The sequence below is a fragment of the Nonomuraea sp. NPDC050643 genome (genome assembly GCF_040654715.1).
Lineage (GTDB): Bacteria > Actinomycetota > Actinomycetes > Streptosporangiales > Streptosporangiaceae > Nonomuraea.
On record NZ_JBFAIM010000021.1, the window covers coordinates 1 to 14691 of the forward strand.

Here is a 14691-nt window from a genome sequence, read left to right on the forward strand (position 1 = left end):
GTGGCGAACTGGGAGACGCCGCCGCCGACGTCGTTGACGAACCGGTTGTTGAGGATCATCGGCGCCTCCACGAAGCCGCGCGCCCGGTCGCGCTTGCCGACGACCTCGTTGAGGGAGAACGTCTCGCCGGGTTTGACCACGTAGCCGTCCACGATGTCGGCGATGCGGTGGATGTTGGTCACGCGCGGCGCGCAGCAGGGGTGACGGGTGGTGAAGGAGCTGACCTTCTCCTTGACGCCGAGCCGCCCGGCCTGCGCGGTCGTCACCCTCGGCCGTGCCTCGGCCAGCGGCACGGCCACGCTGCGCCGGCCCTCGGCCAGGGCCGTGGAGACGGCCGTGCCGAGGGCCTCGGCGTCGATGCCGCGGCCCGGCCGGTCGGGGACGATCCGGGGCCGTCCCTTCACGATCGTGAACGAGGCGTCGCTGGGGCGCCGGCCCGCGGCGACGAGGCGCTTGTCCAGGCCGGGTACGAGTCTCGCGCCGTCGAACGTCGGCCGGAGCCCGCCGGCGCCGTCGGCGACCCAGCGCAGCCCCGCCGCCACCTCGGGGCCGGACAGCCTGACCTTCCTGGCGCCGTTGCTCAGGGTGAGCGGGCCGCCCACGGCGGTGCGGGCGAGGGTGGCCGTGACGCGCCGCACCTCGGCCGCCGACGTCGCGGCCGGCTGCCGGCGGGTGGGCAGGGTGATCGAGGTACGGCCCTGGAGCACGGCCTGTCGCAGGGCCGCCGCCGCGCCGTCCCGGTCGAGGGCGCGGCCGGGCCGGGGCAGGATCGGGCGCGGCCGGACACCCGAGTAGCGCACGCCGCCTTCACGGGGCTCGGCGTTGACGGCCTCGCCGAGCGCGGCGCTCAGGCGTGCCTCGTCGAGTGTGATGCGGGGGAGCACCTCGCGCCGTCCGCCGCCGAACAGCGAGCGCAGTACGCCGGCCGGGGTGCTCGTGCCCTCGAGCGCCGCCCCGACGGTGGCCGCGACGTCCACGCCGACGCCGAGCTCCGACGGCGCGCGCCGCAGGGTCCGGCCGCCCGCCGAGACGGTCAGCGGGCGGCCGAGTTCGCGCTCCAGCCGCGTGCGGGCCTGCTCCTCGGACAGGCCGCCGACGTTCACACCGGCGACCCAGGTGTCCCAGGGCACTTCACCGGCCAGCGCGATCGCGGGTACGGCGTAGGCCAGAAGCGCCAGCGCGCCTCCGGCCGCCACCATCACCGTGACCCGGCGCCGGCGTGCTGCCTCGTGCATGCCGCTCTCCAGGTGCTCAGGTCCTCTCGCACAGAGATACGGCTGCCGGGGCGCCATCGATCACCGATCGCCCGTCCGGTCTAGTCGCTGCCGGTGACGAAGCTCTGGATGGCGACCACGGCCCCGCCGCGGGCCCATTCGCGGAAGTCGTCGGCCTCGATCACCACGTCGACCGAGCCGGGCACGTCGCGCCGGTTCGCGGTCAGGGCCCGGTCCAGGTCGTCCTTGGCGAGGCGGGCCAGCTCCACGCCCTCGCCCGCCAGGACGACCGTCTTGACCGTGGAGATCGTCGCGACGTGCGCGATGAGCCGGCCGAGCGCGTTCGCGGCCTCACGGACCACGCCGAGGCACACCCTGTCGCCCGCCGCGGCCAGCCGCATGACCTCCTCGTACGTCACCGGCCGCCGCAGCCCCTGCCCGGCGCAGGTCTCGACGGCCCAGCTCGACAGGTACGACGCCGCGCACCCGCGGTGCCCCTCCGGGCACATCGGCCCGCCCGGGTGCAGCACCAGATGGGCGAACATGCCATGGTCCGCCTCGGTCGCGGCCACCAGGTGGTCGTGCACGATGAGGGCGTAACCGATCCCCGCGCCGATCGTGACCAGCGCGAAGTCGCGCAGCCCGCGCCCCGGCCCGAACCAGTGGTGCTGGTGGGCCAGCGCCGCCACGTCGTTCTCGACCACGCACGGCACGCCCAGCGCCCGCTCCATCAGCGGCTTGAGCTCCACCTGCCGCCAGCCCAGGAACGGCGCGTCGACCAGCCGCTCGCCGCCCACCTGCGCCGAGGCGCGGGCGTTGCCGCCGATCGTGACGCCCGCGCCCACCGGCGCGCCCGCCCCGCCCGACAGCTCGCCGAGCAGATCCCGGGCCTGCCGGCACACCGCGTCGGGGCTGTGGTCGCCGATCGGGACGTCGCGGGCCGCGATGATTCCGGCGCGCAGGTCGGTGACGACGGCGTGCACGCGGTCCGCGGTCAGCTTGAGCCCCAGGAAGCGGTGCTCGCCGGCCGCCACGTCGAGGGGACGCGTCGGGCGGCCGTTGACCGGGTCGTGCACCACGTCACCCTCGACGAGGAGCCCGGCGTCGACCATCGGCTTGGTCAGCCGCGTCAGGCTGCCGGTCGACAGGTGCAGGGTCTTGGCCAGCGCCGTCCGGGACTGCGGGCCATGGATGATCAGCTCCTTGACGATGGAGCGCGCGGCGTCGGGTAGGGCGTCCCACATGCCGCCCCATCTTGGGGGCCCAACCGTCATCAACGCCAGCCTTCCTCTCTTGGTTTTGCGGCAAAGCTAACATGACGATCCGGTATCGGGCGTCGCACATAACATTCCTGAAATCTCTGCACAAGTAGTGACATGGGCCTCACGTGTTCCCTAAGTTGGCTTTCCTGCAAAGCCAACTTTGCTTTGTGTGGAAGGAGACGCGGGATGCGTATCAAAGGGGTCTCCGGCACGGTCGTGGCACTGGGCACGGCCGTTCTCCTGGCCGCCTGCTCGTCGGGCACGAACGAGAGCGCCGCCACGCAGGCGGCCGGCACCGGCCCGGTCACCCTGCGGCACTGGTGCTGGGGCGCGGGCCAGAAGGCCAAGGTCGAGGCGTTCAACAAGGCCCATCCAGACATCCAGGTCGAACACACCGACGCCGGCGGCGGCACCGACACGGCGACCAAACTGCTCACCGCCGGCCGGGCCGGCAACGCTCCCGACACCACCTGCCTGGAGTACCAGACGCTGCCCGCCATGATCGTGGCCGGCGCGCTGGCCGACATCTCCGCCCACACCGCCTCCGTCAAGGACGCCTTCAGCCCCGAGGTGTGGTCGCTGACCAGCTTCGACGGCGCCGTCTACGGCGTCCCGCAGGACGTCGGGCCGATGGTGCTGGTCTACAACCGGAAACGGTTCGACGAGCTGAAGATCGAGCCGCCCGCCACCTGGGCGGACTTCGCCGAGGTGGCCGCGGACGTGCGGAAGAAGGACCCCGAGGCGTACCTGGCCACGTTCGCCCCCGCCGAGTTCGGCAACTTCGCCGGGCTGGCCCAGCAGGCGGGCGCGTCCTGGTGGAAGGTCCAGGACACCACCTGGACCGTGGGCATCGCCGACGCGCCCTCGCTGCGGGTGGCCGGGTTCTGGCAGGGGCTCGTCGACAAGGGCCTGGTCAAGGCCGAGCCGCTGCTCACCCCCGAGTGGAACAACCAGCTCAACAAGGGCAAGATCCTTAGCTGGCCGAGCGCCCTGTGGGGGCCCGGCGTGCTGTACGGGATCGCCGAGAAGCAGGCCGGCGACTGGGCCATCGCGCCGCTGCCGCAGTGGACCGAGGGCGACGACCGGGTGGCCTTCCAGGGCGGCAGCGCCATCGCCGTCACCAAGAACTCCAAGCACGCGAAGGCCGCGGCCACGTTCGCCATGTGGATGAACACCGAGAAGGCGGCCTACGACATCCAGATCGCCGAGGGCGAGTATCCCGCCTCGAAGGCCGGCCAGCAGGCCACGAGCGCCAGCGAGCCGCCCAAGCTGGTGGCCGGGCAGAAGGACTACTGGGACGTCGCCACCAAGGCCGCCCAGAGCACGATCCCGCACCTGAGCTGGGGGCCGAACGTCAGCACCGCCCAGAGCGCCTTCCAGGACGCCATGGCCGCCGCCATCCGGGACAAGACGCCGCTGTCGGCGGCGCTGGACAGGACGCAGCAGGTCGTGGTGGACGACATGAAGGCCACGGGCTTCAAGGTCGCCGGCCCGTGACCGCCACCGGCGGCGCCCGCCGCGGCTCGCGGGCGCCGTACCTGTTCGTCGCGCCGGCCGTGCTGCTGTTCCTGGCATTCCTGGCGATCCCCATCGTCTACGCCGTCTACCTCAGCGCCCGCGGGCTGCGGCTGACCGGCGGCGGCATCTTCGGCACACGCCAGGAGGTCTTCGTCGGCCTCGACAACTACGCCAAGACGCTGACCGACCCCGAGTTCCTGGCCGGCTTCGGCCGGCTCGCGCTCTACGGGCTGATCAGCGTGCCCCTGACGCTGGGCCTGGCCCTGCTGTTCGCGCTGCTGCTCGACCACGCGGGCTCGCGCGCCCGCCGGTTCTCGCGTACGGCGATCTTCCTGCCGTACGCCATCCCGGGGGTCACGGCCTCGCTCCTGTGGGGCTTCATGTACCTGCCGTCGACCAGCCCCTTCAACCATGTGACCCGCGAACTCGGCCTCGGCGAGATCCCCTTCCTGGGCGCGGGCGGCATCTACCCGTCGCTGGCCAACATCGCGGTGTGGGGCGGCGTCGGCTTCAACATGATCATCATCTTCACGTCGCTCCGCGGCATCCCCTCCGAGCTGTACGACGCCGCCCGCATCGACGGCGCCTCGGAGTGGCAGATCGCCTGGCGTGTCAAGATCCCGCTGGTGGCGCCCGCCCTCGTGCTGACCGGCCTGTTCGCGCTGATCGGCACCCTCCAGGTGTACGGCGAGCCGACCACGCTGAGCCCGATGACCACGGAGATCTCGCAGTCGTGGGTGCCGCTGATGCAGATCTACCGCGACGGCTTCATCCGCGACGACCTGCCGCTGGCCGCCGCCGCGTCGGTCATCCTGGCCGCGGGCACCCTGGCCGTCTCGGTCGTACTGCTCAAGATCACCCAGAGGCGGGCGTTCGGGGGGATGCGATGAGGGCTCACGCGCTGCCGCACCAGCGGGCCAGGATCCTGCCCACCCTCGTCCTGCTCGTCGGCGCCCTCTACTGCCTGGTGCCCGTGGCCTGGGTGATCGTGGCCGCGACCAAGTCGAGCGCCGAGCTGTTCTCGACGTTCACCTTCACCCCGGGGACGGGCCTGCTGGACAACCTGCGCGACCTGTTCACCTACGGCGACGGCCAGTTCGTCCGCTGGGCCGGCAACAGCGCCCTGTACGCCGTCGCGGGCTCCCTCGCCTCCACCCTGATCTCGACGCTGGCGGGCTACGCCATGGCCAAGTACGACTTCCGCGGCCGGGGCGTGCTGTTCTACGCGATCCTGGCCGGGGTGCTCGTGCCCGGCATGACGCTGGCGATCCCGCAGTACCTGATCATGTCGGAGACGAACCTGGTGGGCGGCTACGGGTCGGTCCTGCTGCCGAACCTCATCTCACCGTTCGGCATCTACCTGGCCCGGGTCTACGCCATGGCCTCGGTCCCGGACGCCACGCTGGAGGCGGCCAGGATCGACGGGGCCAGCGAATATCGCATCTTCGGCGCCATCGGGCTGCCCATGATGGTCCCCGGCATGGTGACGATCTTCATGCTGCACTTCGTGGGGACCTGGAACAACTTCCTGCTGCCGTACATCATGCTGTCGGACGAGTCCAAGTTCCCGATCACCGTCGGCCTCTACACGCTGCTGTCCAAGGGCTCCTCCGAGCCCGCCATGTACGGCCTGGCCATCGTGGGCGCGGCCGTGTCGGTGATCCCGCTCGTCGCCCTGCTGCTGTTCCTGCAGCGCTTCTGGCGGCTGGACCTGCTCAGCGGCGGGCTGAAGGGATAATTCAGGTGGATCGGGCCGATGAGTTCCGCGGCTCCCGCAGGTCTACCTCACAGTCCCTTCGAAGAGGAGCGAGCACATGACGACCCACACCCTTGAGGTGCCCGGCGCGATCCTGCACTACGACGTGCGAGAGGTCGAGGGGAGCACCGCGCCGGTCCTGCTGCTGATCGGCTCGCCGATGGACGCCACCGGGTTCGCGGGGCTGGTCAAGAGGATCCAGGACCGTACGGTGGTGACCTACGACCCGCGCGGCAGCGGGCGGAGCGAGCGGGCCGACGGCGCCGGCGAGTCCACTCCCGACCTGCACGCCGACGACCTGCACCGGCTGATCGCCGCGCTCGGCGTGGGGCCGGTCGACATCCTGGCCAGCAGCGGGGGCGCCGTCAACGGGCTCGCGCTGGTCGCCCGGCATCCGGAGCAGGTCCGCACCCTCGTGGCCCACGAGCCGCCCGCCGCCCAGGTCCTGCCGGACCGCGAGCAGGCGCTGGCCGCCGTCGTGGACATCCGCCGCACATACGAGCGGGCCGGGTTCGGGGCGGCGATGGCGAAGTTCATCGCGGTCACCAGCCTGTGCGGCGAGGTCCCCGCCGACTTCGCCGACCTGCCCGTGCAGAGCCCGGCCGAGTTCGGGATGCCGACGGAGGACGACGGGTCCCGCGACGACGTGCTGTTCGGGCAGAACCTCATCACCTGCACGCACTACGAGCACGACTTCGACGCCCTGCGCGCGGCCTCGACCCGCATCGTCCTCGCGGTCGGCGCCGAGTCGGAGGGGGAGATGGCCCACCGCGGAGGCGTCGCGGTCGCCGAACGGCTCGGCACGAAGCCCGTGACCTTCCCCAGCCACCACGGCGGGTTCATGGAGGGCGAGTTCGGCATGAAGGGCGACCCCGACGGCTTCGCCGCCAAGCTGCGCGAGGTGCTGAGCGCGTAGGCGCGTTCCGCCGGGCCCAGGCATGACGATCGTGATCGCCGGCTACGACGACGCCTGGCCGCGCAGATTCGCGCGGCCGGGCGCCGAGCACGGGGACGATCGGCGGCGATACGTCGAGGAGAAGGCCGGCATCGTGTGGGCCGTCATCCGGTGGGTCGACGACTGGGGTCGCACTTGTCATACGACTTACGGCTTCGTACGATGACTTATGAATCTGCCGCCGACCTTCTGGGATCCCCATGGACCGCATCCGCCACGTCGCCCTCTCCTCCGTCACGCTTCCGCTCGACGTCCCCGTCAGCGACGCCAAGGTCCTCACCGGCCGGCAGAAGCCGATGACCGAGATCGTCTTCCTGTTCGCCGAGATCACCACCGACGACGGCCACGGCGGCACCGGCTTCAGCTACTCCAAGCGGGCGGGCGGCCCCGCCCAGTACGCGCACGCCAAGGAGGTCGGCGCGAACCTGCTCGGCCAGGACCCCTCCGACATCGGCAAGGTCTACGAGAGCCTGCTGTGGGCCGGCGCGTCGGTCGGCCGGTCGGGCGTCGCCACGCAGGCGCTGGCCGCGATCGACATCGCCCTGTGGGACCTCAAGGCGAAGCGGGCGGGGCTGCCGCTGGCCAAGCTGCTCGGCGCCTACCGCGACTCGGTCCGGACCTACAACACCTCGGGCGGCTTCCTGCACGCGCCGATCGAGGAGGTCAAGGAGCGGGCGGCGAAGTCGTTGGCGGACGGCATCGGGGGGATCAAGATCAAGGTCGGGCAGCCCGACATGAAGGAGGATCTGCGGCGGCTGGCGGCGGTGCGGGAGCACGTCGGGGATGACACGCCGTTGATGGTGGACGCCAACCAGCAGTGGGACCGGGCGTCGGCGTTGCGGTTCGGCCGGGCGGTGGAGGATCTGGGGCTGGTCTGGATCGAGGAGCCGCTGGACGCGTACGATGCCGAAGGGCACGCCCGGCTCGCCGCCGCGCTCGACACCCCCATCGCCACCGGCGAGATGCTCTCCAGCGTCGCCGAGCACGTCCGCCTCATCGAGGCCCGCGCCGCCGACATCATCCAGCCGGACGCCCCGCGCGTCGGCGGCATCACCCCCTTCCTGCGGCTGGCCGCCCTCGCCGACCACGCCGGGCTGCAGCTCGCCCCCCACTTCGCCATGGAGATCCACCTCCACCTGGCCGCCGCCTACCCGCGCGAGCCCTGGGTCGAGCACTTCGAGTGGCTCAACCCGCTGTTCAACGAGCGGCTCGAGACGCGCGACGGCCGCATGCTCGTCCCCGACCGCCCCGGCCTCGGCTTCACGCTCAGCGACCAGTGCCGTAAGTGGGTCGTCGACAGCGTCGAGTTCGGGAAGGCATGAGCGTGACCGACCGCATCACGTCCGTACGGCTCGGCCACTACGCCGTCCCGCTCGCCGTCGCCGTCAGCGACGCCAAGGTGGCCACCGGGCGGCAGCGCCCCCTCACCCACATCGACGTCCTGACCTGCGAGATCACCACCGCCGACGGGTCGGCCGGGCTCGGGTTCTCCTACACCACCCGGGCCGGCTGCCGGGCGCAGTTCGCGCACGCCAAGGAGGTGGCCGGCGACCTCCTGGGCGAGGACCCCTCCGACATCGGCAGGCTCTACGAGCGGCTGCTGTGGGCGGGCGCCTCGGTGGGCCGCTCCGGCGTCGCCACCCAGGCCATCGCGTCCGTGGACACCGCGCTCTGGGACCTCAAGGCGAAACGGGCCGGGCTGCCGCTGGCCAAGCTCCTGGGGGCCTACCACGACTCCGTCAAGGTCTACAACACCTCGGGCGGCTACCTCCAGGCGCCGATCGAGGAGGTCAAGGAGCGGGCGGCGAAGTCGTTGGCGGACGGCATCGGGGGGATCAAGATCAAGGTCGGGCAGCCCGACATGAAGGAGGATCTGCGGCGGCTGGCGGCGGTGCGGGAGCACGTCGGGGACGACACGCCGTTGATGGTGGACGCCAACCAGCAGTGGGACCGGGCGTCGGCGTTGCGGTTCGGCCGGGCGGTGGAGGATCTGGGGCTGGTCTGGATCGAGGAGCCGCTGGACGCGTACGATGCCGAAGGGCACGCCCGGCTCGCCGCCGCGCTCGACACCCCCATCGCCACCGGCGAGATGCTCACGAGCGTGCCCGACCTGGTCCGCCTCATCGACCTGCGCGGCGCCGACGTCCTGCAGCCCGACGTGCCCCGCGTCGGCGGCATCACCCCCTACCTCAGGGTCGCCGCGCTGGCCGACCACGCCGGCCTGCAGGTCGCGCCGCACTTCGTGATGGAGATCCACGTGCACCTGGCCGCCGCCTACCCGCGCGACTCCTGGGTCGAGCACATCGAGTGGCTCTCGCCGCTGTTCGACGAGCGGCTCACGATCGAGGACGGGCGCATGCGCGTCCCCGACCGGCCCGGACTGGGCCTCAGCCTGGCCGGCGAGGCCACCGCCTGGCGGCTCGACGACGCCGAGATCCGGTAAATTGTCGCCCGTGCCGCCAGACCACAGGCTCGACCGCGACACCGGCCGCGGGCTCGCGCACGAGCTCGTCGAGCGGCTCAAGGCCCGCATCCTCGCCGGCGAGATCGAGCCGGGCCAGAAGCTCCCGACCGAGTCCTCGCTCATCCAGGAGTTCGGCGTGAGCCGCACGGTGGTCCGCGAGGCCGTCTCGCGGCTCCAGGCCGCCGGCCTCGTCGAGACGTTCCAGGGCCGCGGCTCGTTCGTGCTGGCCCTGCCCGCCTCCACGGCCTTCTCCGTGGAGGCGTCGCGGGTCCGCACCCACCGCGACGTCCTCGACATGATCGACTTCCGGATCGGCGTCGAGTCGGAAGCGGCGGGCCTGGCCGCGGAGCGCCGCACGGAGCTGCAGCTCAAGGCCGTCGAGCGGGCCCTGGTCGATCTCGAACGCTCCGGCGAGCAGCCCGGCAGCGCCGTCGAGGCCGACTTCGAGTTCCACCTGAAGATCGCCCTCGCATCGGGCAACCGGTTCTACTCCGACCTGCTCGCCTCGCTCGGCCCAATGATGATCATGTTGCCGCGCACGCGGCTCGAGCACGTCTACACGGTCTCCAACGCCACCCACTTCACGCGGGTGACGCTCGAGCACGAGAACATCTACCGGGCCATCGCCGGCCAGGACGCCGCGGCGGCGCGGGCGGCGATGCGGCTGCACCTGTCCAACTCCCGCGCCCGCCTGCAGGCTCCCTGACCGCTACCAGCGGGCCGTGTTCGGGGTGAAGCCCGGCTCGATCGTGCGCATGTACGCGGTGTCCTCACGGCCGCGCTGGCCGCACGTGACGTACTGCTCGTGCAGGGCGGCCAGCGCGTCCTCGTCGAGCTCCACACCGAGGCCGGGACCGGACGGCACGGCCACGCCGCCGTCACGGAACTCCAGCGCGCCCGGCTTGACGACCTCCTCCGTCTTCCACGGGTAGTGGGTGTCGCAGGCGTAGGTCAGGTTCGGGGTGGCGGCCGCCAGATGGGTCATCGCGGCCAGGCTCACGCCCAGGTGCGAGTTCGAGTGCATCGACAGGCCCATCCCGAACGTCTCGCAGATGCCGCCGAGCAGCGCCGAGCGGCGCAGGCCGCCCCACAGATGGTGGTCCGACAGGACGACCTGGACGGCGTCGGCCGCGACGGCCGGCTTGAGGTGCTCGAAGGAGATGACGCACATGTTCGTGGCCAGGGGCAGATCGGTGTGCCTGGCGACCTCGGCCATGCCCTCGATGCCGGGCGTGGGGTCCTCCAGGTACTCCAGCACGCCCGACAGCCGGCCGGCCACCTCGACGGAGGTCTCCACCGTCCAGGCGCCGTTGGGGTCGATGCGCAGCGCGTGCCCGGGGAAGGCGGCGGCCAGGGCCTCGACGGTCTCCATCTCGTGGCGGGGGTCGTACACGCCGCCCTTGAGCTTGATGGCGGTGAAGCCGTACTCCGAGACCATCCGCTGCGCCTGGGCGACCATCTGCTCGGGCGTGCGGCCCTCGCCCCAGGAGTCCTCGCCGAGGCCGGGGTGGCCGGCCCACTTGTAGAACAGGTACGCCGAATACGGCACCCGGTCCCGTACGGCGCCGCCGAGCAGGTCGCTCACCGGCCGCCCCAGCTCCTTGCCCTGCAGGTCGAGCAGCGCCACCTCGAAGGGCGCCACCACGGTGTCCACGGCGCTGGAGACCTCCAGCATGCCGCCGAAGCTCGCCCCGGCCCCGCCCGTGGACGCGCCGAGCACCTCCACCACGACCCGGCGCAGGCCGTTGACGTCGAACACGTCCGTGCCCGGCAGAGCGGCGGCGACCGCTCCCAGCCGTTCGAGGTGGGCCAGGTCGGCGTACGTCTCGCCCAGCCCCACCAGCCCGGAGTCCGTGTGCACCTGGACGATCGCGCGCAGCACGTACGGCTGGTGCACGCCGACCACGTTGAGCAGGGGTGGATCGCGGAAGGCCACCGGAGTGACCGAGACCCGGCTGACCCGGCTGACCCGGCCCCCGGTCAACGGGCCGCCTTCACCGAGAGCACCGGCACGCTCGCCTCCATGAGGATGCGCTGCGCCTCGCTGCCCAGGATGAACTTGCCCACCAGCGAGCGGTGCCGCAGCCCGATGACGATGAGCGTGCCACCGGTCTCCGCGATGAGCTGCTCGAACGTCTCGGGCAGGTCGTCGTCGTGGAGCGGCTGGCGTACCTCGGCCTCGACGCCGGCCGCCCGGGCCCGCGCCAGCAGCGCGTCGCCGGCGTCGTCGTCGATCTTGTGCTCGTCGACGGGGGCGCCGCGGCGCGGGGAGTTCACGATGATCACGCGCTCTCCGCGCAGGGCGCCCTCGCGCAGGCCCGCGTCCACGGCGGCCTCGCCCTCGGGCGTCGGCAGGTAACCGACGAGGATGGTCATGAGGTCAGCTCCTTGGTGCGGCGAGGCAGTGCCTTGCGGATCAGTGGCCAGGCCGCGACGATCACGACCAGGGCGAACACGGTCCCCGAGATGGGACGGGAGAAGAAGCCGGTGGGGTCGCCGCCGAAGATGAGCAGCGACTGCCGCGCCGAGTTCTCGATCATCGAGCCCAGCACGAACGCCAGCACCAGCGGCCCCGGCTCGAAGCCGAACTTCTTCATCAGGTAGCCCAGCAGGCCGAACACGATGACCAGGAAGATGTCGTACACCTGGTTGTTCACCGTGTACGCGCCCAGCAGCGTGATGAGCACCGTGATCGGGGCCAGGATGGCCGGGCGGATCCGCAGGATCTTCACGAACACGCCCACCATCGGGATGCTCATGATCAGCAGCAGGATGTTGCCGATGTACATCGAGTTGATGACGCCCCAGAAGACGTCGGGGTGCTCGGTGACGAGCTGCGGGCCCGGCTGGATGCCCTGGATGAGCAGCGCGCCGAACATCAGCGCCATCGTCGCGTTCGCCGGGATGCCGAGCGTCAGCAGCGGGATGAACGACGACGTGGCCGCCGCGTTGTTGGCGGTCTCCGGCGCGGCCACACCCTCGATGGCGCCCTGGCCGAAGCGCTCGGGGTTCTTGGCCCGCCGCTTCTCCAGCGCGTACGCGGCCAGCGACGACAGCACCGCGCCGCCGCCGGGCAGCACGCCCAGCACGAAGCCGATGACCGAGCCGCGCCCGATCGCGCCCTTGGCCTGCCCGAGGTCCTGGCGCGAGGGCCACACGTTGCCGACCTTGGCAGGCGAGGAGACCTTGTTGTGCCGCTCCTCCAGGTTGTAGAGGATCTCGCTCAGGCCGAACAGGCCCATGGCGATCGGGATGAAGTCGATGCCCTCGGCCAGGTTCAGGCTGCCGAACGTGAAGCGCTCGGCGCCCGTGAACGTGTCGCGGCCCACGGTCGCGAGCAGCAGGCCCACGCAGGCGGCGACGATGGCCTTGAGCTTGTTGCCGTTGCCGACCGACGAGATCAGCAGCACGCCGAGGACGCCCAGGGCCGCGTACTCGGGCGGCCCGAAGTCGAGCGCGAACCCGGCCACGACCGGGGCGACCAGCGTCAGGCCGAGGATCGAGACCGTGCCGCCGATGAAGGAGCCGATGGCCGCGATGCCCAGGGCGGTGCCGGCCTTGCCCTGCCTGGCCAGCGCGAAGCCGTCGAAGACGGTCACCACCGAGGACGCCTCGCCGGGCAGGCGCAGCAGGACCGAGGTGATCGTGCCGCCGTACTGGGCGCCGTAGAAGATGCCGGCCAGCATGATGATCGCCGAGACGGGGCCGATGCCGTACGTGATCGGCAGCAGGATGGCGATCGTGGCGCCGGGGCCCAGCCCGGGAAGCACGCCGATGAGCATGCCGATGATGACGCCGATGAGGCAGTAGAGCAGGTTGGCCGGTTCGAGGACGACGCTGAAGCCGTCGAGGATCGGGGAGATGTCCATGTGACTTTCTCAGATGAGTCGCGGAAGCGGGATCTGCAGCAGCACCACGAACAGCAGGTAGAACGCCGCCACGGCGCCGATGCTGATCACGATGGAGGAGCGCCACGACTCCTTGCCCAGCCAGCGGAGCCAGACGAACATGAGGAGCAGCGAGGGGATCTCGAAGCCGATCACCGGCAGCAGCGCGGCGAGCGCGACGAGTGTCACCACGCCCACGACGGTCTGCAGGCTCGCCCGCGAGAACCGTTCGGTGTCCTGCAGGCCGCGGCCCGTGACGACGAGCACGGCGGACAGCACGACGATGACGACGCTGACGGCGAACGGCCACAGGCCGGGCCCGGGGGCGGTCAGCCGCCCGAGCCCGAGCGCGTACGATCCGACCGCGCCGAACACGCCGACGGCGAGCGCCACCAGGGCCGCGCCGATCTGCGAGATCGGGCCCGCGTGCGGTGGCCGCGCCTCTTCCAGCTCGGCCAGGAGCCGTTCGGTCTCTGCTTGCAGCCCTTCAGGCTCGGCATCACCTGGCGGCTTGGTGGGGTCGGACATGGACATGCGCACCTTTCGATCAGCCGGCCAGGCTGATGCCGAACTCGTCGAGCTGCTTCTTGTAGGTCTCGGAGTCGCTCTGCAGCGAGGTGAGGACCTCCTGCGGGGAGACCTCCATCGCGGTGAGCGAGTTCTCCTCGTTGAACTTCTTGTACTCGGGCGTCGCGAACGTCTTCTTGGCGGCGTCGAGCAGCTTGGTCTTGACGTTCTCCGGCGTGCCCTTGGGCGCGGTCAGGAATCGGTACTGCGTGACCAGGACGTCGAAGCCCTGCTCCTTGGCCGTCTTGACGTCCGGCAGGAACGGGATGCGCTTGTCGGAGAACACGGCCAGCGGCACGAGCTTGCCGGCCTTGATGTTCTCGATGGCCTCGCCGATCTGCATGGTCGAGACGTCGACCTGGTTGCCCAGCAGGGCGGTCAGGTTCGGGGCGCCGCCGTCGAACGGCACGGCCGTGGCCTCGATCCCGGCGGACTTGAACGTCAGCGCCGAGGCGAGCTGGGCGCCGGTGCCGACGCCGGTGGTGCCGTACCGGATGGCCTTGCCGGCCTTCTTCATGTCCTCGATGGAGGTGTAGCCGGACTTGGGGTTGGTCGCCATGACGTAGTCGTCGCGCGAGATGCCGGTGATGACGTCGAACGAGTCGATCTTCGTGGCCTCGGCCGGGGTCACCGTGAGCGGCGTGATGGTGAACAGCGAGGCGTTCTGGACGGCGATCTTGTAGCCGTCCGCCTTCGCCGACTGGAGCTCCTTGGCGTTGAGCGCGCCGTTGGCGCCGGGCTTGTTGAGCACCGGCGTCGAGACGCCCAGCTCCTTGCCCACGCCCTGGGCCAGCGCCCGGGTGATGAGGTCGGTCGAGCCGCCCGCCGAGGCTCCGACGCTGAACTCGATATTGCCCGACGGATACTCCCCGTCACCGCCGCCCGAGGAGGTCGTCTTGACGCCACCGCAGGCGGTCAGTGCGATCGCCGCGGCAGCGCCGAGGACACCCGCGAGGATGCGGCGGGGGGCTGTCCGAGATGCCGGCATTGACTTCTCCTTCGTGCGGGCGGCGTGGCCACCCGTGATCTGCTCTGGAGCGGAAAGGGAGTTGCGTAAGGTTACGGCAA

The 14691-nt window shown here is 71.2% G+C and carries 15 protein-coding genes; 8 read left to right on the forward strand and 7 right to left on the reverse strand.

Features of this window, described 5'->3' with window-relative positions:
* Positions 1-1235 (reverse strand): VanW family protein (locus AB0I15_RS27645; protein ID WP_358101431.1); only part of this gene is annotated, 1235 nt, incomplete at its 3' end.
* Between the two features lie 80 nt (positions 1236-1315).
* On the reverse strand, positions 1316-2458 hold the full coding sequence (locus AB0I15_RS27650) for an ROK family transcriptional regulator (protein WP_358101434.1): 1143 nt from the start codon (positions 2456-2458) through the stop codon (positions 1316-1318).
* A gap of 204 nt (positions 2459-2662) precedes the next feature.
* Between AB0I15_RS27650 and AB0I15_RS27655 the strand changes: the two genes are divergently transcribed.
* The 8 genes from AB0I15_RS27655 to AB0I15_RS27690 all read left to right on the forward strand — a co-directional run bounded on the left by AB0I15_RS27655 (position 2663) and on the right by AB0I15_RS27690 (position 9875).
* Positions 2663-3973, forward strand: coding sequence for a sugar ABC transporter substrate-binding protein (locus tag AB0I15_RS27655; RefSeq protein ID WP_358101437.1), 1311 nt, complete (start codon positions 2663-2665; stop codon positions 3971-3973).
* A complete protein-coding gene (locus AB0I15_RS27660; RefSeq protein WP_358101440.1) occupies positions 3970-4884 on the forward strand; it encodes a sugar ABC transporter permease in 915 nt (304 codons plus the stop codon). The genes AB0I15_RS27655 and AB0I15_RS27660 overlap by 4 nt, the downstream gene beginning before the upstream one ends.
* On the forward strand, positions 4881-5732 hold the full coding sequence (locus AB0I15_RS27665; RefSeq protein ID WP_358101443.1) for a carbohydrate ABC transporter permease: 852 nt from the start codon (positions 4881-4883) through the stop codon (positions 5730-5732). Before AB0I15_RS27660 ends, AB0I15_RS27665 begins: the two co-directional genes overlap by 4 nt.
* 76 nt (positions 5733-5808) lie before the next feature.
* Positions 5809-6666: an alpha/beta hydrolase gene (locus tag AB0I15_RS27670; RefSeq protein WP_358101446.1), complete on the forward strand. Its 858-nt coding sequence runs from the start codon at positions 5809-5811 to the stop codon at positions 6664-6666.
* Between the two features lie 22 nt (positions 6667-6688).
* Entirely contained in the window at positions 6689-6871 is a 183-nt protein-coding gene (locus AB0I15_RS27675; protein ID WP_358101448.1) for a hypothetical protein, read from the forward strand.
* Between the two features lie 34 nt (positions 6872-6905).
* Entirely contained in the window at positions 6906-8027 is a 1122-nt protein-coding gene (locus AB0I15_RS27680; RefSeq protein ID WP_358101451.1) for a mandelate racemase/muconate lactonizing enzyme family protein, read from the forward strand.
* Entirely contained in the window at positions 8024-9148 is a 1125-nt protein-coding gene (locus tag AB0I15_RS27685; protein WP_358101454.1) for a mandelate racemase/muconate lactonizing enzyme family protein, read from the forward strand. Before AB0I15_RS27680 ends, AB0I15_RS27685 begins: the two co-directional genes overlap by 4 nt.
* A 10-nt stretch (positions 9149-9158) precedes the next feature.
* Positions 9159-9875, forward strand: coding sequence for a FadR/GntR family transcriptional regulator (locus AB0I15_RS27690; RefSeq protein WP_358101457.1), 717 nt, complete (start codon positions 9159-9161; stop codon positions 9873-9875).
* Between the two features lie 3 nt (positions 9876-9878).
* On the opposite strand, the gene AB0I15_RS27695 is transcribed toward AB0I15_RS27690, so the two are convergent.
* Genes AB0I15_RS27695 through AB0I15_RS27715 form a run of 5 tightly spaced genes read right to left on the reverse strand, consistent with a single transcriptional unit; the run spans position 9879 to position 14611 of the window.
* The gene (locus AB0I15_RS27695) at positions 9879-11153 is read right to left on the reverse strand and encodes an enolase C-terminal domain-like protein (RefSeq protein ID WP_358101459.1); all 1275 of its coding nucleotides are present in this window, start codon (positions 11151-11153) and stop codon (positions 9879-9881) included.
* Positions 11150-11545 (reverse strand): universal stress protein, encoded by a 396-nt coding sequence (locus AB0I15_RS27700; RefSeq protein ID WP_358101462.1) that lies wholly within the window; start codon positions 11543-11545, stop codon positions 11150-11152. The genes AB0I15_RS27695 and AB0I15_RS27700 overlap by 4 nt, the downstream gene beginning before the upstream one ends.
* Positions 11542-13038: a tripartite tricarboxylate transporter permease gene (locus tag AB0I15_RS27705; RefSeq protein WP_358101465.1), complete on the reverse strand. Its 1497-nt coding sequence runs from the start codon at positions 13036-13038 to the stop codon at positions 11542-11544. Before AB0I15_RS27705 ends, AB0I15_RS27700 begins: the two co-directional genes overlap by 4 nt.
* A gap of 9 nt (positions 13039-13047) precedes the next feature.
* Positions 13048-13584, reverse strand: coding sequence for a tripartite tricarboxylate transporter TctB family protein (locus AB0I15_RS27710; protein WP_358101468.1), 537 nt, complete (start codon positions 13582-13584; stop codon positions 13048-13050).
* A gap of 19 nt (positions 13585-13603) precedes the next feature.
* On the reverse strand, positions 13604-14611 hold the full coding sequence (locus tag AB0I15_RS27715) for a tripartite tricarboxylate transporter substrate binding protein (RefSeq protein ID WP_358101471.1): 1008 nt from the start codon (positions 14609-14611) through the stop codon (positions 13604-13606).
* Positions 14612-14691 lie beyond the last annotated feature (80 nt).